At 75.2% G+C, this 23278-nt stretch carries 16 protein-coding genes and 1 pseudogene; 4 read left to right on the top strand and 13 right to left on the bottom strand.

Annotated elements, in window-relative coordinates; all coding sequences use genetic code 11:
- Nucleotides 1–44: 44 nt before the first annotated feature.
- Nucleotides 45–713: a cyclase family protein gene (locus tag ECOMGDLI_RS31130; protein WP_088320704.1), complete on the top strand. Its 669-nt coding sequence runs from the start codon at nt 45–47 to the stop codon at nt 711–713.
- Between the two features lie 12 nt (nt 714–725).
- Here ECOMGDLI_RS31130 and ECOMGDLI_RS31125 read toward each other — a convergent pair whose 3' ends face one another.
- Entirely contained in the window at nt 726–1604 is an 879-nt protein-coding gene (locus tag ECOMGDLI_RS31125) for a LysR family transcriptional regulator (protein WP_088320703.1), read from the bottom strand.
- A gap of 69 nt (nt 1605–1673) precedes the next feature.
- Between ECOMGDLI_RS31125 and ECOMGDLI_RS31120 the strand changes: the two genes are divergently transcribed.
- Nucleotides 1674–2585 (top strand): DMT family transporter, encoded by a 912-nt coding sequence (locus ECOMGDLI_RS31120; protein WP_088320702.1) that lies wholly within the window; start codon nt 1674–1676, stop codon nt 2583–2585.
- A 72-nt stretch (nt 2586–2657) separates the two neighbouring features.
- Complete coding sequence (locus ECOMGDLI_RS31115) at nt 2658–3740, top strand: PP2C family protein-serine/threonine phosphatase (RefSeq protein ID WP_158221226.1); 1083 nt, start codon at nt 2658–2660, stop codon at nt 3738–3740.
- Here ECOMGDLI_RS31115 and ECOMGDLI_RS31110 read toward each other — a convergent pair.
- From ECOMGDLI_RS31110 to ECOMGDLI_RS31085, 7 genes are all read right to left on the bottom strand, one after another.
- Entirely contained in the window at nt 3715–4758 is a 1044-nt protein-coding gene (locus ECOMGDLI_RS31110; RefSeq protein WP_088320700.1) for a beta-carotene 15,15'-dioxygenase, Brp/Blh family, read from the bottom strand. The genes ECOMGDLI_RS31115 and ECOMGDLI_RS31110 overlap by 26 nt on opposite strands.
- Nucleotides 4759–4784: 26 nt before the next feature.
- Nucleotides 4785–5636, bottom strand: coding sequence for a bacteriorhodopsin-like (locus ECOMGDLI_RS31105; RefSeq protein WP_198955342.1), 852 nt, complete (start codon nt 5634–5636; stop codon nt 4785–4787).
- Nucleotides 5637–5781: 145 nt separating this feature from the next.
- A complete protein-coding gene (locus ECOMGDLI_RS31100) occupies nt 5782–6735 on the bottom strand; it encodes a MerR family transcriptional regulator (RefSeq protein ID WP_158221225.1) in 954 nt (317 codons plus the stop codon).
- 112 nt (nt 6736–6847) lie between these two features.
- Complete coding sequence (locus ECOMGDLI_RS34165; protein WP_158221224.1) at nt 6848–8389, bottom strand: integrin alpha; 1542 nt, start codon at nt 8387–8389, stop codon at nt 6848–6850.
- Between the two features lie 67 nt (nt 8390–8456).
- Complete coding sequence (locus ECOMGDLI_RS31095; RefSeq protein WP_088320697.1) at nt 8457–9113, bottom strand: NAD(P)H-binding protein; 657 nt, start codon at nt 9111–9113, stop codon at nt 8457–8459.
- A 53-nt stretch (nt 9114–9166) separates the two neighbouring features.
- Complete coding sequence (locus ECOMGDLI_RS31090; RefSeq protein WP_158221223.1) at nt 9167–11878, bottom strand: diguanylate cyclase domain-containing protein; 2712 nt, start codon at nt 11876–11878, stop codon at nt 9167–9169.
- Nucleotides 11879–11975: 97 nt separating this feature from the next.
- Nucleotides 11976–13352: an alpha-amylase family protein gene (locus ECOMGDLI_RS31085; protein ID WP_088320695.1), complete on the bottom strand. Its 1377-nt coding sequence runs from the start codon at nt 13350–13352 to the stop codon at nt 11976–11978.
- 111 nt (nt 13353–13463) lie between these two features.
- On the opposite strand from ECOMGDLI_RS31085, the gene ECOMGDLI_RS37090 reads away from it, so the two are divergent.
- On the top strand, nt 13464–15251 hold the full coding sequence (locus ECOMGDLI_RS37090; RefSeq protein WP_088320694.1) for a phospholipase D family protein: 1788 nt from the start codon (nt 13464–13466) through the stop codon (nt 15249–15251).
- A 164-nt stretch (nt 15252–15415) separates the two neighbouring features.
- Here the strand turns inward: ECOMGDLI_RS37090 and ECOMGDLI_RS31075 are convergent.
- From ECOMGDLI_RS31075 to ECOMGDLI_RS31055, 5 genes and pseudogenes are all read right to left on the bottom strand, one after another.
- Nucleotides 15416–18478, bottom strand: a pseudogene (locus ECOMGDLI_RS31075) (ATP-binding protein); the annotation flags it as partial.
- A gap of 254 nt (nt 18479–18732) precedes the next feature.
- Entirely contained in the window at nt 18733–19539 is an 807-nt protein-coding gene (locus tag ECOMGDLI_RS31070; protein ID WP_088320693.1) for a DUF4194 domain-containing protein, read from the bottom strand.
- Nucleotides 19536–21107, bottom strand: a complete 1572-nt coding sequence (locus ECOMGDLI_RS31065; protein WP_088320692.1) for a DUF3375 domain-containing protein — start codon at nt 21105–21107, stop codon at nt 19536–19538. The genes ECOMGDLI_RS31070 and ECOMGDLI_RS31065 overlap by 4 nt, the downstream gene beginning before the upstream one ends.
- A gap of 57 nt (nt 21108–21164) precedes the next feature.
- Nucleotides 21165–22265, bottom strand: coding sequence for a Fic family protein (locus ECOMGDLI_RS31060; protein ID WP_198955340.1), 1101 nt, complete (start codon nt 22263–22265; stop codon nt 21165–21167).
- Nucleotides 22266–22522: 257 nt separating this feature from the next.
- Nucleotides 22523–23278 (bottom strand): thiamine pyrophosphate-dependent enzyme (locus tag ECOMGDLI_RS31055; protein WP_233153698.1); only part of this gene is annotated, 756 nt, incomplete at its 5' end.

Raw genomic sequence — 23278 nt, 5'->3', positions numbered from 1 at the left:
ACCGCATATGCGCACCGGCACCGTCGCTGCGGTACACCTGACCGATGCGCGTGAGCCGGATCGTCGACCTGTCCGTCCCCGTCGGCCCGGGCACGGTCGTCTACCCGGGTGACCCGGTGCCGCGGTTCGAGGTGCACAGCACGGTCGCCGAGCACGGGTTCAACCTGCTCGACGTGCACCTCGGGTCGCAGTCGGGCACGCACGTCGACGCGCCGTACCACTTCGAGGAGAGCGGGCTCCGGATCGACGCCGTCCCGCTCGAGCGGTTCCTCGGGCCGGCGGTCGTCGTCGACGCGGCCGCGCTGCCCGCCCGTGGCGCACTCACCTGGGACCTCGTCGAACCCGTCGCCGACCGGATCACCCCGGGCACCGTCGTCCTGCTGCGCACCGGCTGGTCCCGGCACTACGGGACCCCCGCGTACTTCGACCACCCCTACCTCGACGCGGACTGCTGCCGGCGCCTGCTCGACCTCGGCGTCCGGACGATCGGCATCGACGCGATCAACATCGACGAGACCCCGGACGACGACCATCCCGGCGTCGGGTTCCCGGTCCACCATCTCGTCGCAGCCGTCGACGGCGTCATCGCCGAGAACCTCACGAACCTCGGGGCGGTCGACTGGGCGGACCCGTTCGTCATGCTCCTGCCGGTCGCGTTCGTCGGGGCGGACGGCGCCCCCGTCCGCGCGGTCGCGGTCCGGTTCGGGGACTGAGGGCACGCGCGCTCAGTCGGACGACGTCCCGTAGGCCTCGACGACGAGCCGGCGCAGGGCGGCGAGCTGCGGGTGCGGGTCGTCCCGCCACCAGGCGAGCGTCACGGCGACCGGTGGCGCGTCCTCGACGGGGCGGTACACGACCCCCGGGCGGGGGTGCTGCCGCATCGTCGCCTCGGAGGTGATCCCGACGGCCTGGCCGGCGGCGACGAGGGTGAGCCACTCGTCGACCCCGTGGACCTCCCGGGTACCGGCCGGCGCGACGCCACTGGACCACAGCTCCTCCGACGTCGTCCCGGTGAGGGCGTCGACGCCGATCGTCCGCCCGGCGAAGTCCGCGAGCCGGACCCGGCGGCGGCGGGCGAGCGGGTCGGTGGCCGCGACCGCGGCGTACCGCCGCTCCAGCCCGACGACCACGCCGGCGACGCGGTCGTCGTCCGCCGGCCGGCGCAGCACGGCGAGGTCCGCGATCCCGTCGGCGAGCCCCGCCGTCCGGGTGTTCGACTGGACGAGGACGAGCGCCGAGCCCGGGTGCTCGGCGGCCCAGCGGCGCTGGACGGCGGTCGTGTGCCGGCCCAGGGCCGACCACGCGTAGCCGACGCGGAGCTCACCCCCGCCGTCCTGCGCGACGCGGCGCACTGCCGCGACCTCGTCGAGCGCCCGCCGGGCGTGCGCGAGCACGCGGCGGCCCGTGACCGTGAGCCCCACGTGCCGGGTCGTCCGCTGGAGCAGCCGGGCGCCGAGCGTCGTCTCGAGGGCGGCGACCGCCCGGCTGACGGACGCCTGGGAGACGCCGAGGACGATCGCCGCGTCCGTGAACGACCCCTCGTCGACGACGGCGACGAGGGCCCGGAGCATCCGCACGTCGACGCCCGGCGCCTCGCGATCCATACGTACAGCGTACAAGTCAACCGCAGGCTGCATTTCTCGTATGAGTGCCGGGCGTCGACACTGGGGCGCATGACCGCCGCCACCGACGCCGCCGGCCCGGGCACGCTCCGGGCGGGGAGCGGCACGCCGGCCCGGGCCGGGAACCGGCGGACCCGCCCGGTCCACGTGGCGACGATGCTCGGCACGGCGCTCAGCGCGCAGGTCGGCGCCGCAACGGGCGCCCACGCCTTCGCGACGATCGGCCCCGCGGGGGTGGTCGCCGTCCGCCAGCTCGTCGCGGCGGCGGTGCTCGTGCCGCTCGCCCGCCCGCCGGTCCGGACGATGACGTGGCGCCAATGGTGGCCCGCACTGCTGCTCGCCGGCGTCTTCGCGGTGATGAACCTGTCGCTCTACACGGCCATCGACCGGCTCGGTCTCGGGCTCGCGGTGACGCTGGAGTTCCTCGGGCCGCTGTCCGTCGCCGTCGTCCGGTCGCGCCGGCTCCTCCACGCGGGGATCGCCGTCGTCGCCGGCGCCGGCGTCTACGTCCTCATCCTGCCGGGCCCCAGCAGCGACTGGCCGGGCATCGGGCTCGCGCTCTTCGCGGCCGGCCTCTGGGTGGCGTACATCCTGCTCAACCGGCTCCTCGGGACCCGGCTGCCCGGGCTGCAGGCGCCGGCCGTGGCCGCGTCCCTCGCGGCCGCGGCCTACCTGCCCGTCGTCGCGGTGCTCGTCGCGACCGGGCGGATGAGCTGGGCCGCCCTCGGCTTCGCGGTGGTCGCCGGTCTGCTCTCGTCGGCCGTGCCCTACGCGGGCGACCTCGTCGTCCTGCGGCACGTGCCGCCCCGCGTCTTCGGCGTCTTCATGAGCATGCACCCGGTGCTCGCGGCCCTCGTCGGGACAGTCATGCTCGGCCAGCTCCTGGACGGGCACGAGTGGGCGGGGCTCGTCGTCATCGTCCTCGCGAACGCCACGGCGGTCACGACCGCGCAGGACGGCTGAGAGAACGTTCCCCGCGGCGCGGCGGGCCCGGTCACGTGGACAGCCCGGCCGCCTGCTGCTGGGATCGCAGGCGTGAGGCGGCCGAGCGACGGGACGACGACCGGGTGGCGGACGCAGGTGGTCGCGGCCTCCCCGGCGGTCCTGCTCGTCGTGCTCTCCGTGGCGGACGTCGCCACGGGGCGGGGCAACCCGGTGCTCGGCCTCGTCGTCGTCGCGCCGCTGCTCGCGGCCACGACGCACGGCCCCCGGGTCACCGCGTCCTTCGCCGCGGCCGCGTTCACGATCGCGGCCCTGCTCGGGGTCTGGAACCACGCGTACACCCCCGGGGACGCCCTCACGGCCCAGCTGGTCCGGCTCGTGGTCGTCGCCCTCGGCGGTGCCGCCGCCGTCCTCGCGGCGCAGGACCGGGTCGTCCGGGAGGACCGGCTCAGCCGGGTCACGAAGGTCGCCGAGGCCGCGCAGCGGGCGATCCTGCTGCCGGTCCCGGAGCGCGTCGGGCCGGCGCTCGTCGCCGTGCACTACGAGAGCGCGGCATCGGACGCGCTCATCGGTGGCGACCTCTACGCGGTGGTGGCGACCCCTGCCGGCGTGCGCGTGCTCGTCGGCGACGTGCGCGGCAAGGGCCTGGACGCCGTCCGGATGTCGGCCCAGGTGCTCTCCGCGTTCCGGGAACGGGCCTCGGACGCGCCCGACCTGCCGACCCTCATGGGCCTCGTCGACCGTGCCGTCGCCCGCGCGGCGGCCTCCGACGAGGAGTTCGTCACGGCGCTCCTGCTGCAGATCGCGGACGACGGCCGGGTCCAGGTGGCGAACGCCGGGCACCCGCCGCCGTTCGTCCTCTCGGGAGGGCGGACCCGGTTGCTCCACATGCCGGCGCCGCACCCGCCGCTCGGGCTCGGCGGGGCGACCACGACCGTCGAGATCACCATGGCCCCGTCGGACCGGCTGCTGCTCTACACCGACGGGCTCACCGAGGCGCGGGACCCGCGCAGCCGCGCGTTCTTCTCCGCGCGCACCATCGCGGGCACCCTGACGACCGGGGGCACGGCGACGGAGGTGCTCGACCTGCTGCGCGACGAGGTCGTCGACTGGAGCGGCGGGAGCCTGTCGGACGACATCGCCCTCGTCCTCATCGAGTACCAGCCGCAGGTCTGACCGCGCGGTCCAGCGCGTCGACGACCACGAGGTGCGGTGCCGTCAGCGCCACGAGCGCGACGAGCGCGGCCGCGAGCACCGACGGGTTCGCCGTCGCGGACACGACCCACAGCAGGAGGACGGCGGCCAGGCTCGGCAGGGCGGCGCCGCGCGCGTACCGGCGCAGGCCGGCGCCGACGGCGGGCACCTGGCCGTCGGCGCCGGGCAGCAGCACGAGCCGCAGCGTGTGCCGGGCGGCGTGCCAGAGGCCGAAGTAGACCCCGAAGGCCGCGGTCGCCGGGACGAGCACGAAGAGCAGGGCGAGGAGGGCGAGCTCGGCGGCCTCCCCCGGCCGGCGACCCGCGAGCAGGGCGGCCAGGGCCGCGACCACGAGGACGGCGGTCGCGACGACGAGCGCGTCGAGCACGGCGCCCGAGGTGGCGGCGAACCCGGGGGCGACCCGGTCGAGGACGCGGAGCGACACGTCCCGGTGCAGCGCGAGCGGCAGGGCCACGACGACGGCGCCGTGGGCGGCGGCGGGCAGGGCGTCGTGCAGCGGGCCCGGCGGACGGCGCCCGGCGAGCTCGGCCTGGACGACGACCTCGCCGCGACCGAAGTGGGCGGCGGAGACGAGCAGGAAGAGCCAGGTGACGGGCAGCGGGGCGAGCAGGACGGCGGCCAGGGCCGCGGCACCGGTGGCGACGTACCCGGCCAGCCCGCGGGCGAGCGGACCCGCCTGAACCCGCCGGCCGTGCGCCCAGAACGGCACGAGGTGGTCGACGGCCCCGTGCGGGATGCCCAGCACGATGCCGACGAGGGCGATCGCGATCCCCGCGCCCGCGACGGCCGCGGGCGCGACCGCGTCGGCGACGAGCACGCAGACCACGCCCGCGACGCCGGCGCCGCGCACCGCGGTCGCGAACCGGGCGGGTGTGCCGCGGAGCGCCCGGGCGGGCGACGACGCCGGACCGGGCGCCGCCGGACCGGGCGCCCCCGCCCCGGGTGCGTGCACCCGGGGCGGGGGCAGGTGGACGGCCATGACGACGTCCTGACCGTGCCGGGCCGTCAGGCCGCGACGGGGCGCGGGTCGGCGGCGACGGGCGTCGACGCGTGGTCGTCGTCGTACGCCGGGTCCTCGAGGCGGCTCTTCACCCGGGCGATCTTGTAGATGGCCAGGCCGTACGCGGCCTTCGCGAGGATGTCCGCGATCGAGTAGCCGGCCTGCCGCAGGACGAACCCGTCGGGGCCGCCGAAGAAGTCGCCGCCGATCATCGGGAACATGTAGGCGATCGGGTAGACGCCCCACAGCCCGACGAGCGAGATGCGCAGCATCTTGATCGTGTGGACGACCTCCGGCGGCTGCCGGTCGAGCGAGCGCGACAGCTCGACGAAGAGCACCCAGAGCAGGTAGACGAACGGGATCGTCGACAGGAAGCCCCACAGCGCCCGGGTGCCGAAGTCGCCGCTGATCTCCCCCGGGTACCCCAGGACGATCATCAGGGCGGACGCCGGCACGAGCTTGAACAGGAGCTTGCGCTGGGTGTCGCGGGCCAGTGCCATGACGGCGACCGTCTCGATGAGGAGCAGCGGGACGGTGAGCAGCCAGTCGACGTAGCGGTAGCCCTCGTTGAACACGACGTTCGACGCGAGGTGCGCGTCGTCGACGGTCGCCCCGGCGGGGTAGGCCTCGCCGAAGTTGTTGAAGATCCGGATGTAGTGGTACGCCGCGATGCCGCAGACGATCGCGGACACCACGAGGGCGTTGCGGTAGCGCGGCGCCACCCGGCGCTGGCTGACGAGCAGGTAGATCGCCGTGAAGAGCATGGAGGCGATGACGAGGGAGAAGAGGTTGTAGACGGTGGAGAACTGTGCCGCGGAGAGCGACGGCACGAACTCCGCGGCAGCGTTGAAGGCCACGACGGACTCCTCGGTTCGACCCATGGGGCAGGGCCGCGCGGCATCGGTGCCCCGCGGCGGCGACGGTGGGATCCGACGCTGCGACCAGTGGACGACCAACCCACTCGCGGCGCAACTTGAACAAGTTTGAGGATGCGTTCCGAGGTCAGTCGGAGAGCGCTCCGACGGCATCGGCGAGCGAGGTGACGACGACGGCGCGCTCCGGCAGCGCCACGGCGGCCCAGCCCGGTCCGCCGACGACGAGGCGCACCGGCGGCCTGCGGGCCGGCACCGCGGCCGGCACCGACGCCAGCGCGGACGAGGGGACCTGCGCCCAGACGAACACCGCGCGGGCCCCGGTCCGGGTGACGGCCGCCGCCAACGCCGGGGGCGGCACCCTCGACCCGAGGACGCGGGTCCGCACGCCGCGCTCGGCGAGCGCCGCCGAGAGCACGTGCAGCGGGATGACGTGGTGGTCCCGCGGCGCGCACGCGAGGAGCACCGGCGGCCCGGCGCCGAGCCGGCCGCGCAGGCTGCGCCGGTGGTGGCGCAGCGCCTCGACGGCGGCCTCGGCGAAGAGGTGCTCGACCTCGATGCCGGTGCCGGTCCTCGCCCAGGCCTCCCCCGCGGCGACGAGAACGGGGCGCAGCAACGTGTCGTAGGTCGTGACGACACCGTCGGCGGCGAGCGCCTCCTCGATGATCTCCGCGGCGGCGTCGACGTCGAGCCGACTGGCCGCGCGGGCCAGCCCCTGCACGCGAGGCCCCGCCCCCGGGACCGCGAGGACGCGCCCGCCCGGACCGCCGGTGCGCGCGGACGGCGGCCCGCCGGCGTCCTGCTCCCCCTCGTCGTCGGGCGCGCCGACGCCGGGGTCGTCGTCCGGGTCGTCGTGGCGCAGCGCCTCGAGGGCGGCGCGGGCCGGGGTGCGACCGGCCAGGGTGAGGGCGTGCATGCGCTCGAGCAGGGCGAGGTCCTCACCCGTGTAGCGCCGGTGGCCGCCGGCGCTGCGCCCGGTCGGGGCGAGCCCGTAGCGACGCTCCCAGGTCCGCAGCGTCGACGCGGCGACGCCGATCCGGGCGGCCGCGGCACCGATCGCGAGCAGCTCGGCGGCTGCGGTCACCGCCGGCTCCGACCGATTCGCTTGAACAAGTTTGCGACTCCTGCTTGCCGGACCGTGACGGACGCCGTCGCCTCCGTGCCTGCACTCTAGACGCCGCTCCCGGGGCCGCGGGCTACCCGGCGGGGCGGCTGAGGACCGTGCCGTAGCGCTGCGAGAGCAGGGCCCCGCCGGAGTACGTGAGCGTCGGGCTGAGCACGCCGTTCGCGACGAGCCCGCCGAGCGCCGGCTGGACCATCCCGGCGTCCGGGGCCGCTCCGACGTCCTCGAGCGGGACACCGAGGAGCAACGGGTCCCGGGCGTCCTCGTCGACGTCGTTCGGGGACGTGAGGTGCCCCAGCACGGAGCCGACGCCGTCCCCGGCCTCGGTGGCCCCGGCGAGTCCGGAGCCCTGCCGGATCACCTTCGGCGCGCAGCCCGCCCCAGCGGGGACGCCGTCCGCGACGAGGGTGACGGTGCCGGCGTCGGTCCTCGTGCCGACGTCCTCGCCGGGCGCCCCGATCGCGAGGTCGACGTTCTCCTGGCACAGGAACCAGACGCCTGCCGCGACGGCCTCCCCGAAGCGGTCACCCGCCTCGGCGGCGCCGGGGATGCCGGGCGAGTCCTGGGTGAGGCCGGGGCCGGGCACGTAGCGCGCCGTCCCGGGGCTGAAGCGCAGGACCTGGACGGAGCCGGCGTCGACGAGCCGTCCGACGTTCTCGCGCGGCACGCCGACGACGGCGGTGAGCCCGCGGGCGTCGAGCGAGGAGCCGAAGCGGTCCCCCGCCTCCGCCGTCCCGGGGACGCCCGCGGTGTCCTGCGACCAGCTCCGCGAGGTCGTCGGCGCGCCGTCGTCGGTCACCGCGAGGTGCCAGACCGCACCGGCGTCGGTCACGGTGCCGATGTCCTCGAGCGGGGCGGAGGCGAGGACCCCGCCCCGGGCCGGTGCGAGGACGGAGCCGAACCGGTCCCCCGTCTCGGCGACGCCGGGGACACCGGGCGACCCCTGGTGCCGGACCTCGGCGAGGGTCACCGAGATCCGGTGCGTGGCATCGGGCCGGACGACGAAGCGGAACACCTCGCCGGCGTCCGTCGCCGTCCCGACGTCGGCGCCGGGCGCGCCGACGTAGAGGTCGCGCACCTCACCGGTGCCGGTGGTCCGGGACACGACGGCCAGCGAGGTGCCGAACCCGTCGAGCGACGACGAGGCGTGCGGCACGGTGATCGCGCCCGTCGTCAGCAGCCCGGTCGGGCTGCCGAAGACGATGTGCACCTGGCCCTCGGCGCCGCCGGCGCCGTCGGACGCCGCGGACTGGCCCTCGCGGGGCGCCGACACGACGAGGTCCGAGCAGCCGTCGTCGTCGATGTCGGTCATGACGATCGCGGCACCGAACTGCTGGCCCTCCCCCGTGCCGGCACCGAGGGCCTCGGCGGTGAGGACGAGCGGCGCCGTCCCGCTGCCCCGGACGTCGACGGCCCCCGTGGAGTCGTCGACAGCCGGCATCCCGACGACGGCGTCGTGCACGGAGTCCCCGTCCACGTCGCTGTCGGGCAACCGGTTCGCGGGGTCGCACGCGACCGCGGCCGCCGGGCCGGCGGCCGCCACGAGCCCGCCGCCGACGAGCAGGAGCACACCCAGGAGTGCGGCCGTTCCCCGGCCGGCGATGCGTCGACGCATGCGGACGATCATGCACCTGCGCAGTGCCCGGTGGGGAGGGATCGGCCGGCTCCCGTCCCCGTCGCGGTCAGTCCGCCGTCAGCCGGGCGACCGCCTCGCCGACCGGCGTCCGACCGCCGACGACCTCGAACTGCCGGCGCGTCGACGCGTCGTCCGCGAGGACCGCGGCGAGCACGGCGGCGACGTCGGCCCGGGGCACGGCGCCGCGGGCCACGGACGGGCCCGCCTCGACGAGCCCCGTGCCCGGCTCGTCGGTGAGCCGGCCGGGCCGCACGACGGTCCAGCCGAGGTCGGTGCCGCGCAGGTGGGCGTCCGCGTCGGCCTTGGCGCCCAGGTACACCTGGAAGCGGTCGTCGCTGTCCCGGTCCACGTCGTCGGTCCCCATCGAGGACACCTGGACGAGCCGCGGCACGCCCGCGCGCACGGCGGCGTCGGCGAGCTTCACGGCGCCGTCCCGGTCGACGGTCAGTGTGCGGGCCGGATCGCTGCCCGGCCCGGCGCCCGCCGCGAAGACCGCCGCGTCGGCGCCGGCGAGCGCCTCGGCGACCTCCTCGACGGTCGCGCTCTCGAGGTCCAGCAGCACACCCCGGGCACCGTCCGACGTCAGGTCGTCGACGTGCGCGGGGTTGCGGACCAGGCCGACGGAGGTGTCCCCGCGGGCGGCGAGCAGGGGGTGCAGGAGTCGGGCAATCTTGCCGTGTCCACCGGCGACGACGATGCGCATGGCGTCATGGTCGCCGCGAACGGCCCCGGACGCAGGACGACCCGGCGGCCCGGTCAGCGCCGGTGGTCGCCGGCGGCACTGCCGTGCGCGTGCTTCTCCCGGTACATGGCGGCGTCCGCCGCCTCGAGCAGCGCGTCGGCGGTGGAGTCCGGGCCGGCGACCGCGACGCCGATCGACGCGCCGACGCGGAGCGTCCGCCCGCCGAGCCGGTGCGGTGCGGTCACGCGGGCCCGCAGCCTGCCCACGACCGCCTCGAGCTCGGCGGGCCCGCCGGCGTCGGCGAGCAGGACGCCGAACTCGTCACCACCCAGCCGGGCCGCGGTGTCGTTGCCGCGCAACGACTCCCGCAACCGTGTCGCGACGCTCGCGAGCAACGCGTCGCCGACGCCGTGCCCGTGCGTGTCGTTCACGGCCTTGAAGCCGTCGAGGTCGACGAACAGGACCGCGAACCGTGACCGCGGGTGCCGCCGCAGGCCTTCGACGGCCTGGGTGATCCGGTCCCGGAACAGGGTGGCCTTCGCGAGCCCCGTGAGGTTGTCGAAGAGCGCCTCCTGGAGGAGCTGCTCCTTGAGCAGGCGGCTCACGGTGACGTCGGTCGTCGTGCCGACGAGGCGGACCGGCCGGCCGGCCCCGTCCGTGACCGAGCGCGCGATGCACGCGACCCAGCGGTACTCACCGCTCGACGCCCGCAGCCGGTGCTCGACGTCGAGGTGGACCCGCGCCCCGTCGAGCACCTCGGCGAGCTGTTCGCGCAGAGCGGCGGCGTCCTCGGGGTGGACGCGGTCCAGCCACTCCCCCGGTGCGGCCCCGACCTCGGTGTCGCGGTGGCCGAGCATCGCCTTCCAACGGCTGGAGTAGAACACCTCGTCCCGACCGAGGTCCCAGTCCCACAGCGCGTCCTGGGCCGCCTCGGCGGCGAGGGCGTAGCGCTCCTCGCTGATCCGGACCTCCTCGAGGAGGGCCACCTCCGTCTCGTAGGCGCTCGTCAGAGCGGCCGCCTGCCGGGCGAGGCCCTCGTCGGCCCGCTCCTGGTCGAGCGCCGCCGACATGAGGACGGCCCACTGCTGGAAGGTCTCGTGCACGAGGGACGACCGGATCCCCTCGGCACCGGCGGCTGCGAGCAGCCCCCAGTCGGAGTCGCCGAAGCGGACGTGCGTGACGACGACGAGCCGTGGTCCCTCGGACGACCCGCCGAGCAGCTTCGCGGGCGGGAAGGACTCGACGGGGACGGCCGGTGACGCGGCCACGTCCGCGCCGGCCGTCGTCCGGCCGGTCGGGTCCGCGAGCACCGCGGTGCGCTCGAAGGCACCCGCGAGGCGGATCGCGTCGGTCTGGCCCGGCGGCGTCCACAGCCCCAGGGCCCCGGCCTCGGTCGCCGTGTGCCGCAACCAGCGCAGCGACCGCAGGGCGTCCGGGTCGTGCCCCAGCAACGTGTTCCCGACGACGTAGTGGCTCGTCTGCGCGCGCTTGAGCTCGACGTACTCGCGCATCCGTCGTTGCAGCTGCTCGGACCGGACGGCGTCGCAGAGCTCCAGGGCCGCGCCGGACGTCGCGCGCAGCCGCGACGGGTCCTGCGGCAGGTCCTCGACGACCGCCGCGACCGCGGCCCGGACGGCGCGGAGCGCGGACTCCACCGACCGGTCCAGCGGGCACAGCCGCACGATGCGCGCCGCCAGGGCGAGCGCGGCCGCCCGGCCGGCGGCGGCGTCGGACGGCGGGTCCGTCAGGTGCGCCAGGACGGCCGAGGCCAGCCGGGCCACCTCGCGGACGTCGACGGCGACCCGGAAACGCCCCTCCTGGGAGGCGGCGTGCAGGGCGGCGCCGAACACCTCGACCGGGGTGCCGCGCACCGTGCCGGCGGCAGGCCCCGAGCTGCTCGGGCAGCCGCACGACTCGCGGGGGACGAAGCGCGGGGAGACGAGATGGCGCTCCCGGACCGGCCCGCCGCGGCCGCCCTCCCGGGCGATGTCGACGGCGAGCGCACCGAGGCTCTCGAAGCTGAACGCGACGGTCGCGAGCGGCGGGCTGCTCACGGCGGCCTGGTCGATGTCGTCGATGCCGACGAGGGCGACGTCGCCCGGGACCGACACCCCGGCCTCGGCGAGCGCCCGGAGGAACCCGAGGGCGATGAGGTCGGTGCCGACCATGACGGCGGTGCACCGGTCGCCGGAGGCCACGAACTCGCGGCCGGCCAGGTAGCCCTGCTCGTCCATCGTGACGTCCGGGGACTGGTCGCCGCCGAGCAGCGGGCGCGGCTCCAGACCGAGCTCGGACATCTGCGCCGCGTAGGCCTCGTACCGCTGCGCGGTGTCGACCTGCCACCGCGGCGAGACGAACCCGATCGCGGTGTGCCCGTGGCCCGCCAGGTGCATGACGGCGTCCCGGACCCCGCGCGCGTTGTCGAGCGCGACCACCGCGTGGGCGCCCCGCGGCTCCTGGCCGATGGCGACGACGAACTTGCCGGCGGCACGCAGCCGCGCGACGAACTCCCGGGAGGCCGCCTGGAGGACGACGATCGCGCTGTCGAAGTGGTCCCACCCGACGCGGCTCACCGCGTCCTGGACGGACGACTCGTCGCTGGACGGCCGGACGCCCAGCGAGTTCTGCACGCAGACGACGCTGCTGCCCGCAGCACGCGCCGCGGTGACGACCCCCGTGAGGATGTCGTCGAAGTACTGCCCGTAGCGGTAGCTGCCGTAGATCGCGACGGCACCCGCACCGGCACGGCGCGACGCCGCCGGCAGGCTCATCCCGTCCGGACCCATGTCATCGTCATCGGCAGCGCACCGACCGCCCTCAACCCTGGTCCGGGCCCCCGACGGCTCCGGACGGGGCATGATCGTACGCCGCAGGAGGCCCCGGTCAGGCGCTGCCGAGGACCGCCCACCCGTGCGGGGCGAGGGTGACCCGGGCGTCCGCCCCGGACGCCTCGAGCCGCCCGTCCCCCGCGAGCACCCCGGTCGCCCCGGGGACCGCGACGGTGAGCTCCGCGTCGTCCGCGCTCAGCGCCGTGAGCAGGGCACCGTCCTGGCCGTGCGACCGCCACACCAGGCTCGTGCCGGTGACGTCGAGGACCTCCGTCCGGGCGGTGGACAGCCACGGGTGCCGGCGGCGGACACCGATGAGCCCCTGGTGCAGCCGGTACGCCGCGAGGGCCTCGGCCGGCAGGTCGTCGTCCGCGGGTGCCGGCGGGAACGAAGGGCGGACGGCGTCGTCACCGCCGACCCTGTCCTCCTTGACGCCCCGCATCGCGTACTCGTCGCCGGCGTAGACCGAGGGCGTCCCGGCGAGCGTCATGAGGGCCGCCAGGGCGTGCGGCAGGTGCCTGACGTCGTCGAGCCTGGACGCGATCCGGGTGACGTCGTGGTTGCCGACGAACGTCAGCGGCACGAACGTGTCGAGCAGCGCGTCGTGCCGGCCGAGGGTCCAGGCGAGCTCGTGGAAGTTGCCGTCGTTGAGCGAGCTCCAGACCGCCTTCCACAGCTCGTACTCGGTGACGGAGTCGAGGCCGCCCTCGGTGACGAACGACGGGTAGTCGCCGTGGATCACCTCGCCGACGACGTAGGCGTCGGGGTGCCGCTCCCGCACCCGCGGCAGGACGGCGGCCCAGAAGTCGTTCGGGACGGCGTACGCCGCGTCGAGCCGCCAGCCGTCCGCGCCGCGGTCGAGCCAGTGGCACATGACCTCGACGACGTGGTCGCGGACCGCCTGCGACGCGTGGTTCAGGGTGACGAGCGTGCGGTGCCCCTCGAAGTGGGCGTACTCGGGGCCGTCCGGGCCGACGGGTGCGCCGTCCTCCGGCCAGAACAGGTGGAACCACTGCGCCGCGGCGCTGCCCGGCCCGCCGGCCAGCGCCTGCCGGAACATCGGGTGCTCGGAGCCGACGTGGTTGAACACCCCGTCGAGGAGCACCCGGACGCCACGGTCGTGCGCCTCGCGGACGAGGGTGTCGAAGTCGGCGTCGTCACCGAGCCGCGGGTCGACGGCGAGCAGGTCGGTCGTGTCGTAGCCGTGGCTGCTCGAGGCGCACACCGGGCCGAGGAGCAGTCCCGAGGCGCCGAGCGCGACGAGATGGTCGAGCCAGGCGACGAGGTGGCCCAGCCGGTGCCGGACGGGCGCCCCCGCCGGCAGCGCGGTCGGCTCCGCACCGACGAACCCCAGGGTGGGCACCTGCCACCAGATCGCGTGCTGCACCCAGCCGGGTCGCGCCTCGGCCGTCACCGCCGGCCCGTCCGGCATCGCGTCGTCATCCGCCCAACGTACCCGCCGGACGGGGCCCGGCCCGGCGGGCGGACCGCGGCCGGGGGCAGGTCGGGAGGCGGCCGGCCGCGATCGCCGGATCATGTCGCCGTGATCGTCGACCAGTGGTTCCTGACCCCGCAGGAACGGCAGAACCCGCACTCGCGCATCGACGCGGCCCACCGGCCAGGCGAGGGCTGGACGACGGGCAACCTCGTGCGCCCGATCGTCCACGGCAGGCCCTACTTCGAGGAGCTGCACGAGCGCATCTGCGCCACCGGCCCGGGCGACCTCGTGTACTTCGTCGACTGGCGCGGCGACCCGGACCAGCAGCTCACGGACGACCCCCGGTCCACCGTGTCGGCCACGCTGGCCGCCGCTGCGCGCCGCGGGGTCGACGTCCGCGGCCTGCTGTGGCGCTCGCACTGGCGCCGGCTCGGCTTCCACGCCGAGAAGTCGCTCTTCCTCGGCGAGGAGATCGGGGCGGCCGGCGGTCAGTGCCTGCGCGACATGCGGGTGCGCACCCTCGGGGCGCACCACCAGAAGTTCGTCGTGCTGCGGCACGCCGGCGACCCGGCCCGGGACGTCGCGTACGTCGGCGGGATCGACCTGTGCCGCAGCCGGCGCGACGACGCGGCGCACCGCGGGGACAGCCAGGCACTCCCGATGGCCGCCGAGTACGGTCCGACGCCCGCCTGGCACGACGTCCAGGTCGCGGTGCAGGGGCCGGCCGTCCACGACGTCGAGACGACGTTCCGGGAGCGGTGGGCGGACAGCACGCCGCTGACCCTCAACCCGGGCCGGACGCTCTCCTCCGCGCTCCAGGGCGAGGACCAGAGCCCGGCGCCCCTGCCGGAGCAGGCACCCCCGCCGCCACCGGTGGCGGGCGCGACGAGCACGGTGCAGGTCGTCCGGACGTACCCGAAGATCCTGCCGAAGGGCTACGACTTCGCCCCGGACGGCGAGCGGTCCATCGCCCTGGGGAACACCAAGGCGGTCGCGAACGCCCGCCGGCTCGTCTACGTCGAGGACCAGTACTTCTGGTCCGAGCAGGTCGGCAACCACTTCGCGACGGCGCTCGCGGCCAACCCGGAGCTGCGGCTGGTCGTCGTGCTGCCGATCACGCCGGACGTCGGCGCGCCGCTCGGCCGGACCCCGATGCTCTACGCCCGCAAGCTCGCCCTCGACGCGGTGCTCGCGGCGGGCGGGGACCGGGTCGCCGTGTTCGGCCTGACGAACGAGAGCGGCCTGCCGGTCTACGTGCACTCGAAGGTCTGCGTCGTCGACGACCGGTGGGCGAGCGTCGGCTCCGACAACTTCAACCGCCGGTCCTGGACGAGCGACTCCGAGATCGCGTGCGCCGTCCAGGACGAGCGCACCCCGGCGGACGGTCCCGCACCGCACGACGGGTTCCCGTCCGTGCTGCGCCGCACTCTCGTCGCCGAGCACCTCGGCTGCGCGCCCGAGGACGTCCCCGAGGACCCGGTCGAGCTGTTCGACGCCATGGTCGCCGCGGCCTCGGCCCTGGACGCCTGGATCGCCGGGGCGGCCGGGCCGCGCAGCCGGCTGCGCGACTGGTCGGGGCGGGTCGTCTCCCGCACCCGGCGCCGCGGCGGCCGGCGGTCGGCACGGGCCCGGGTCCGCGCCGCCCGCAGCGCCGACGCACTCCTCGGCCGCGCGGACGGGTCCGGCGGCCGGCCGCCGGGGCGGCTGCGCCGGCTCGGCCCGCCGGAGCTCACCGCCGCGCAGGAACGCTGGGCCGCGCTGCTCTACCCGGTCTTCGACCCGGACGGGACCGTCCTGCGCGACGAGGACCTCGAGGAGCTGACGACCCCGGACGTCACGGGCGCGGACGACGACGCCGCGGTGGCGTCGTCGACCGGCGCCACGAAGGAGTAGCTCGTCCGGGTGTTCTTCGTGACCATGATCATGGCGTCCATGTGCGGTTCGAGCGCCGAGACCTTGTCCGGCGGGGCGCCGACGATGAGCTGGAAGCCCAGCCCCTTCCAGGCCTGGACGGCGCGGCCGGCGAACTCCGAGTCGGACTTGATGAAGCCCTCGTCGATGACGACCGGGGCGAACCGGGGCCGGGCGCGCAGCTCGTCCCCGAGCCGGAACCGCAGCGCGGCGCCGACGATGAACGCGACGAGCTCCTGGCTCTCGCCGCCGCTCTTGTCGCCGAGCGACGAGTGGGTGCTGAGCACCTCGCCGTCCGGCCCGTAGCGCTCGGCCGTGACGAACACGTGCCGGCGGACGTCGAGGAGGGCGTCGCGGTCCCCGTGGTCGGCGTCCCACCGCGGGTCCTGCCGGCGGCGGATCCGCGCCATGAACGTCTGCAGCGCCGCGAACCGGGCCTGCAGCTGCTCCTCGGTGAGCTCGCGGGTCGCGCCCGAGGCGAGCTCGCGCAGCGTCCGGCGGAACAGGACGACGGTCTCCGGGACGACCCGCCGCAGCCGGATCCGCAGCCGGTCCCCGGTGGCCCCGAAGGACAGGTGGCGGAGGATGTCGTTGATCGGCTCGAGCCGCTCCTCGATCTCCTGGACGCAGGACTCCATCGCACCGGCGAGCGGGACGAGGTCCTCCCCCGACCACTGCATGAGCTTGCCGCGCCAGGTCTCCTTCTGCTCGTGGAGGCCCGTCGTGAGGATCCGGTCGAGGATCGCCGCGTAGTCCGGGTAGGACGCGGACGAGCGCCCGAGGTTGGGGTCGGGGAACCGGCGCAGGTACGTCCCGAAGATCGCCTCGAGGTCGGCCTCGGCGCCGGTCGCCGCGGCCTGCGCGGCGGCGAACGCCTCGCTGAGCTGCTTGTGCAGCCGGGCGAGGTTCTCGGTGAACGCGTCGAGGGAGTCGGGGTCGGCCGGGCCGACGGCCTCGACGAAGTAGCCGTCGAGGGCCGCCGACTGCTCCGGCGTGAGCCCGACGCGCTCGTCGGCCTCGAGCCGGTCGACGTCCCGGGTCGCCTCGTCCTGCGCGTCGATGAGCCGCTCGCGGTCGGCGTCGAGCCGCTCGCTGAGGCTCTTGAGGCGGTACCGGTTCTCCCGCGCCCGCTCGAGCTCGGCGCGCAGGCCGTCGATCCGCTCCTGGACGGCCTTGAGCCGGTCGTTCGAGCCGAGGATCGCCTCCCGGGCCTGGGTGAGCGCGGCGACGTGCGCCTGCGCGCCCGCGACGTCGACGTCCTCCCAGACCGTGGCGTGGAGCGCCTCGTAGGCCTTGCGGCGGGCGTCGAGGTCGCGGCGGCGGCCGTCGACGGCGGCCCGTGCCGCACCGATCCCGGCGAGCTGCTCCTCGATCCGGGCGAGCTCCCCGTCGATCTCCGCGAGCGCCTCCCCGCTCGAGAAGCCGATGATGTTCGCGGCGTCGGCGCGCCCGTGCGTCCCGCGGCTGCCCTGCCGGGTCTGCCCCGCGAGCGTCACCCGGTAGCCGGGCCCGTCGAGGTCCTTCGCCGTCTCGACGCAGAGCGCGTTGCGCGCCGGGTCGGACACGTGCCGCCGGACCCAGCCGGAGAACGGCGAGTCCTTGAAGACGAGCTTGCCCGCGACGTGGTCGCCGTCGGGGGCGGCCGGACCCTCGACGTCGAGCGGCACGCCCTGGAAGGTGAGCCGGCCGCCGAGCCGCACCGGGTCGATCGCCCGGCTGAAGGCGGCGAGCCGGTCCTGCGGCACGAGCAGGGTGCGGGCGCTCGCGCCGAGCACCGTCTCGACGGCGCCGCGCCAGCGCTGCTCGCCGTCCCGCAGGTCGACGAGCTCGGCGAGGAACGGCAGGTCCTCGACGTCCGTCCCGGCCGCCTGCGCGACCTGCAGCCGCATCTCGTGCAGCCGGCCGCGGATCCGGCTGGCCCGGCCCTCGAGCGACGTGCGCTCGTGGGTGAGGTCGGCGCGCCGCTGGAGCAGCGGGTACTCGTCGTCGCGCAGCGCCTCGCGCTCCTCGACGAGGGCCTGGGACCGGGCGTCGAACTCCTCGAGGAAGGCCTCGGCGTCCTGCCGGGCCCGGGCGAACGGTGCGGGGTCGTCGAGCGTGAGGTCGAGGACGGCGGTCGCGTCGGCGAGCGCGCTGCGCCGGGCCAGCCGGGTGTCGCGCAGCGTCGTCGCCGCCACGACCTGCTCGGCGAGGCTCGAGAGGTCCGCGCCGCCCGAGGCCCGGTGCTCCTCGACCGCCCCGGCGAGCTCGGCCTCCAGCCCTGACTCGGTGGTGAGGGCCGCCGCGAGGTCCTCGCTCGCCGTCCGCCGCCGGGCCTGGGTGTCGGTGACCGCGGCCTCGAGCAGCGCGAGCTCGCGGTACCGGCTCCACAGCTGCACCGGGTTGCCGCCCGGGCGGCTCAGCCCGAAGGTGTCGATCTGCTCGATGACGGCGCGGGCCCGGGTCAGGTCGTCGTGCTTCTTCGTGATGGGGCCCAGCAGGTCGGCCTTCTCCTGCTCGGTCTGCATCGCCTGGTAGCTGGCGTCGAGGTCGTCGAAGTGCGCGATGGCCCGGTCGGCGGCCTCGAACGTGCTCGGACGCTCGAGGACCATGTCCTTGTAGAGGTCGTCGACGGTGCGGATCTGCTGGCCGGCCTGGATCCGGGCGAGCAGCTTGAGCGCCTTCGACCCGTCGCCGTTGGCGCCGATGCCGAGCCGGGTGTGCAGCCGGGTGGCGAAGGCGCTGTAGCCGTCGTGGGTGAGCAGCCCGGGGAACGCGAGCTTGAGCGCCTTGGGCTGGAACTGCTCGTGCGCCAGGGGCGCGAGCTCCGCGAGGTCGAGGTCGCCGTCGTACGTCGCGAAGCGGGAGACGAGGTCGGCGAACGCCGTGGCACGGGCGGGGACGTAGTAGACGCGCAGGGCCGTGAAGCGGTGGCCGTGGTCGTCGACGAACGTCATCGAGACCGCGCCCCACGTCGGGACGCCGTCCCCGCGCAGGAGCTTCGGCCGCTCGCGGCCGGACTCGTCGGGCACGGTGTCGGTCTGCCCGCGCAGGTACGACAGGAGGTTGCGCTGGCCGGCGCTGCGGGCACGCCCGGAGACGGCGTCGTTCGACGCGCCGTTGAAGGCGATGTCGGACGGCATCATGAGCGCGATGTACGCGTCGAGGAGCGTGCTCTTGCCGCTGCCGGAGGCGCCCGAGACGAGCGTCGACCCGGCGTGGAACGGCACCCGGACGGCGCCCTCGAAACCGCCCCAGTTGACGACCTGGAGGGTGAGCGCCTTCCACTGCGTCGTGCCCTCGGTCGCGCCGTCGACGTAGAACAGCGGCGCGTCGCTCTGCTGCCGGCCGGGGCCGATCGCCCGCAGCGCGTAGTCGGGCAGCAGGGTCAGCTCGTCGGCCAGGGTGTCGAACGCCGGGGTGTCGAACGCCGGGGTGTCGAACGCCGGGGTGTCGAACGCCGGGGTGTCGAGGTCGGTGTCGGTCACGCGGACTCCTCCGTCGGGTCGCCGGCGTCGGCCGCCACGTCGCCGGTCTCCTCGCCGATGGCGTCCTGGACGCCGTCCGGCGTGTTCTGCTCCTGGAGCCACCGCAGGAGCTCCTGGAGCCGCTCGAGCGGCAGGACGACGTCGATGGCGGGGCTGACCTCGAACCGGTCGCCGCCGCGCGGACCGATGAGCAGGCCCGCCTTCGTGAGGTTCTCCACGGCGTTCCCGGCCCGGCGGACGTCGGCGGCCTGGTCGGTGGCGTGGTCGGGTCGCAGGGCGGCGACGTGGTCGAGCATCTCCTCGCGGTCGACGTAGACCCGGGTCACCCCGGACGCCTCCTCGGCGCGGCTGCGCGAGCGCAGGTAGACCATGAGGATCGTCTCCTCGCGCGACCAGGCGGTGTCGAAGAGCAGCGTCGGGAACCGGCCGCCGCCGTCCGGCACGGCCTGGCGCTTGAAGGCGACCTCGCGCCGCAGGTCGAGGTGCAGGTCGAGGAAGAGGTCGTTGAGCCGCGACCGGACGAGGTCGGGGGCCGCGACGAGGGCGCGCCACTCGGCCGGGTGGGTGCGCGCGGTGATGAACCGGTGCTTGAGCAGCGCGACGAGGGTCCGGCGCTGGCCGATCTCGAGCCGGCCCTCGTCACCCTCGAAGAGGACGACGGAGCTCGTCAGCTCGCGGTCGTCGTCCTCGAGGTCGACCCCGGCCCGGTCCAGGTCCACGTCCAGGTCCAGGTCCACGTCCAGGGCCACGTCCGGCTCCTGGTCCTGCTCGGCGACGGCGAGGTCGTCGTGGGTGGTCGTCATGAGGTCGCGTCTCCAGAGGTCTTCGTCCGTCCGCGCCTGCGCGCGGGCCTGCCCGAGGTGCCTGCGCTCGCGCGCCCGGGCGGCCCGTCGTCCGGCGGCGGGTCGGTCGGCAGCGGGACGAGGGGCACGAGCAGCTCCCGCCGGGTGCCGTCGGGCCGGACGGCGACGAACGTCTCGCGCTCCTCGCCGGCCGCGGGCAGCGCCTTGGTGTTGGCGGCGAGGTGGAGCAGGCCGAGGATCTCGACCGGCCGCCGAAGGTCGTCGTCGAGGCCGGCGAACAGCTCGCCGAGCGAGCCGACGGGACCGGCGGCGGCGATCGCCTCCTGGAGGACGTAGCGCAGGCGCCCCAGTGACGGGCCGCCGAGGGCCCGGAGCTGCTCGAGGGAGAGCTCGGCGGGGCGCTCGTCGGTGAGGTCGCGCAGGGCGGGGACGGCGGCGTCCTCGGCGGGGTTGTAGAAGCGCTCGCGGAGGTGGTCGACCTCGACCCGGCCGGGCAGCAGCGGCAGGTCGACGTTCGAGCGCGGCCCCGACGCCGCGAGCCAGCGCTGCAGCTCGCCGTCGAGCTGGCGGAGGGTGGCGTCCAGCTCGCGGTCGCGGGCGACGTTGTGCGTGGTGATGTAGTCGCGCAGGGTCCGGGTCACCCGGGTGCGCTGGTTGAGGACGTTGTCCATGCCGCGGCGGATGAGCGTCACCGTGCCGCGCAGGTCGCGCCGGTCGGCCGCGTCGAGCAGGCTCTCGGCCATCGGGTGGGTGAGCAGCGCCCCGAGGTCCTCGGTGAGCTGGACGAGCAGGTCGTCGTCCCGCAGGAGCGCGAAGGCGCCCTCGAACGCGCGGCCCTCGGCGGTCGCGGTGGTCAGGGTCTCCGCGCGCCGCAGGTAGTCGTCGACGACGGCGCCCGCGGAGCGGTCCTCCTCGCGGAACGACGCGAGGATCTGCCCGCGCAGCGCGGTGAAGGCCTCCTCGACCCGGGCGAAGTCGCTCGGCAGTCCGGCGACGAGGGCGAGCAGCTCGCCGTACCCCTCGGCCATGTAGTCGTCGGAGACCTCGGGGAGCGCCTCGCCGGAGAGCAGCCTGTCGCGCTCGCGCTTGAGCCGGTCGATCTCGGCGTCGAGGATGTCGACCCGGGCCCACTTGTCGGGGTTGGCCTCGGCGTTGAACCGGCGGACGGCGTTGACGATCGTCGCGATCCGGTGCTCGCTGAGGCTGGCCCGCTCGCGCATGAGGCTCGCGACGAGGCTCAGCGCGTCACGGGCGTGGCTCGTCAGCGTGTAGACCTCGGTGCCGTCGTCCTCGACGCTGCGGACGAGCCACCGGCCGCGCATCCACCTCAGGCACAGGTCGCGGCCCGACCCGGCAGGCACGTCGGGCGCGCCCGCGGCCCGCAGCTCCGCGGTGTAGGTCTCGACCATGCCGTGCAGCCGCGCCGCCGGCACGTTCCGGGCATCCCGGGCGAACGCCGCACGGAAGAGCGAGATGACCACGGGGGCGTCGCGGCGGTGCAGGAGCGTCAGGGTGGGCTGCTCGAACGCGCCGGAGACGCGCGCGAGCTCCCCCGCGATCTGGCTCATGCCCCTCCCCTGCGACGTCCGGTCCCGCCGGACACCCTAGGGACCGACCCCGACAGCCTAGGAACCGGCGCGGGGGTCCGCGGCGCCGCCCCCGGGGCCGCGCCGGGTCCACGAGGCGGCACGCCCGACCGAGTCGGGCTCGATCCTCCCTTCGGCCTTGAGCTGGTTCAGGGCGAGCCTGATGGTCGGGTCCGAGACACCGGGCAGCGCCGTCCGGACGTCCGCGATCTGGAACACGGACGGCGCGTGGTGCAGCACGTAGTCGCGCACCCGGTCCTGCTTGCTGCCGCCCGCGCGGGCGCGCGAGGTCAAGGTCGCGAAGTCGTCGTAGGAGCGTGCCAGCAGCCCGACGAAGTACCGGAGCCACACCCAGGGGTCGTGCTCCGCCTCGTGCCACTGCGCTGTCGATGCCAGCAGGGCGGCGTAGTACGCGTCGGCGGACTCGGCGATCGAGGTCTCGAACGAGACGTAGCGGGTCACGTCGTACCCGGCGTCCTGGAGCAACGCGTTCGTGAGCGCCCGTGCGATGCGACCGTTCCCGTCGACGAAGGGGTGGATCGTCAGCAGGTCGAGCACGAACAGCCCGATGACGATCACGGGATGGTGACGTCCAGCGGCCTGGGCTGCCGAGTAGCGGGCGATCAGCTCGTCGAGGTACAGCGGCGTGAGCGTGGTCGACACCGGCGTGAACCGCTTGACCCTCGTCCCGTCCGGCAAGGTGTCCACGACGAGGTTGTCGACCTCCTTCAGCTGCCCGCCCGGGACCTCCGCGTACTGGAACAGCAGCCGGTGCAGATGCAGCACGAGACCGACGTTCAGCGGCCGCCACTGCTCCCGGTAGAGGTAGTCGAGCACCGACCGGTACCCGGCGAGCTCCTGCTCGCTGCGATCCCTCAGGTGCTCGTTGCTGCCGGCGAGGATGTCCGCCGCGCGCGCCCGGTCCGGCACGACCACGCCCTCGATCGAGGACGACGCCTCGATGCTGGCCACCCGGGCGCGATCGGCGAGGCTGGTCAGGAGCGCGGGCAGCTTGTCCCGGTACAGGGCCTCGCTCCCACAGCCGGAATCGATCCTGCGCAGGTCCGTGACCACGGCGAACGGCACGGACCCCACCAAAGCGTCGAGGTCTTCGAAGGACTTCACGGACGCCGACCCCATCCACTAAACATACTAAGAAGGACGTCGTTTTATTTAGTTTAACAGGATCACTTGCGCGGTGCCCGGAGCCCGCCTCGTCGGCCGCAGAACATCCGGATCATGAGACGCGCGGACCCCAGGACGCACCAACGCCCCGGCAGCACGGCGTGTCGCGCTCTCCCGGGCCGTTGTGACGTTCTGCGGTACGGCCGTCTCGCCCTACGGACACCGGCCCCGACCCTCGCCGTCCCGGCCACGGGCGCTCCCGGGGTGGCGGACTACACCCCGCGGCGCTGCCCGGCCAGCCCCTCGTCGAGGGCGGCACGCGCCTGCCGGACGCCGTCCAGCTCGCTCACCTCGGGGACGCCGACCTGCCAGAACGCGGCCGCCGGCGTCCAGTCGTCCGCCCGGACGGCGGTGACGACCACGCACGTGCGGTCGGACTCCCTCGCCTCGCGCAGCGCCGTCCGCAGGTCGTCGAGCGACGAGACCTCGACGGCGTCCGCACCGAGCGCTGCGGCGTGGTCGGCGAACCGGACCCGGGCGTCCGCGCCCGGCCCCCGGCTGTCGGCGAGCATCGTGTTGTAGGACCGGCCGCCCTGGCCCTGCTGGAGCCGGGAGATCACGGCGTGGCCCGCGTTGTCGCAGACGACGAGGACGAAGGGCTTGCCGGACTGGACGGCCGAGTAGATCTCCGAGTTGAGCATGAGGTACGAGCCGTCGCCGACGAGCGAGAAGACCCGTCCGTGGTCGCGGGCGAACGCCGCGCCCCAGGCGCCGGCGATCTCGTACCCCATGCACGAGAACCCGTACTCGCAGTCGAACGAGGCCACGGCCTGGCTGCGCCAGTTGATGTTCAGCTCGCCGGGCAGCCCGCCCGCGGCGGTCATGACGTAGTCGTCGGCGGTCGCCACGTCCTGGAGCACGCCGACGACCTGCGCGTAGCTCGGCGGCCAGGCGCCGTCCGGCGCGGTCCGCGCCGTGACGAACGCGTCGAGCTCGACCTGCGCCCTCCCCGCCCGCCCGGCCCACTG

It is taken from the genome of Kineosporia sp. R_H_3 (assembly GCF_002198675.1).
Classification (GTDB): domain Bacteria; phylum Actinomycetota; class Actinomycetes; order Actinomycetales; family Kineosporiaceae; genus R-H-3.
The sequence above is the reverse complement of the archived record's forward strand: the minus strand, read 5'-3'. Positions and strand labels throughout refer to the sequence as shown.

What these genes read in the sequence shown, in the direction of transcription:
- ECOMGDLI_RS31065 (WP_088320692.1), bottom strand. Translation starts at nt 21,107, where the DNA reads ATGAGCCAGATCGCGGGGGAGCTCGCGCGCGTCTCCGGCGCGTTCGAG.
- ECOMGDLI_RS31070 (WP_088320693.1), bottom strand. Translation starts at nt 19,539, where the DNA reads ATGACGACCACCCACGACGACCTCGCCGTCGCCGAGCAGGACCAGGAG.
- ECOMGDLI_RS31060 (WP_198955340.1), bottom strand. Translation starts at nt 22,265, where the DNA reads ATGGGGTCGGCGTCCGTGAAGTCCTTCGAAGACCTCGACGCTTTGGTG.
- ECOMGDLI_RS31125 (WP_088320703.1), bottom strand. Translation starts at nt 1,604, where the DNA reads ATGGATCGCGAGGCGCCGGGCGTCGACGTGCGGATGCTCCGGGCCCTC.
- ECOMGDLI_RS31090 (WP_158221223.1), bottom strand. Translation starts at nt 11,878, where the DNA reads ATGGGTCCGGACGGGATGAGCCTGCCGGCGGCGTCGCGCCGTGCCGGT.
- ECOMGDLI_RS31085 (WP_088320695.1), bottom strand. Translation starts at nt 13,352, where the DNA reads ATGCCGGACGGGCCGGCGGTGACGGCCGAGGCGCGACCCGGCTGGGTG.
- ECOMGDLI_RS31130 (WP_088320704.1), top strand. Translation starts at nt 45, where the DNA reads ATGCGCGTGAGCCGGATCGTCGACCTGTCCGTCCCCGTCGGCCCGGGC.
- ECOMGDLI_RS34165 (WP_158221224.1), bottom strand. Translation starts at nt 8,389, where the DNA reads ATGCGTCGACGCATCGCCGGCCGGGGAACGGCCGCACTCCTGGGTGTG.
- ECOMGDLI_RS31120 (WP_088320702.1), top strand. Translation starts at nt 1,674, where the DNA reads ATGACCGCCGCCACCGACGCCGCCGGCCCGGGCACGCTCCGGGCGGGG.
- ECOMGDLI_RS31095 (WP_088320697.1), bottom strand. Translation starts at nt 9,113, where the DNA reads ATGCGCATCGTCGTCGCCGGTGGACACGGCAAGATTGCCCGACTCCTG.
- ECOMGDLI_RS31110 (WP_088320700.1), bottom strand. Translation starts at nt 4,758, where the DNA reads ATGGCCGTCCACCTGCCCCCGCCCCGGGTGCACGCACCCGGGGCGGGG.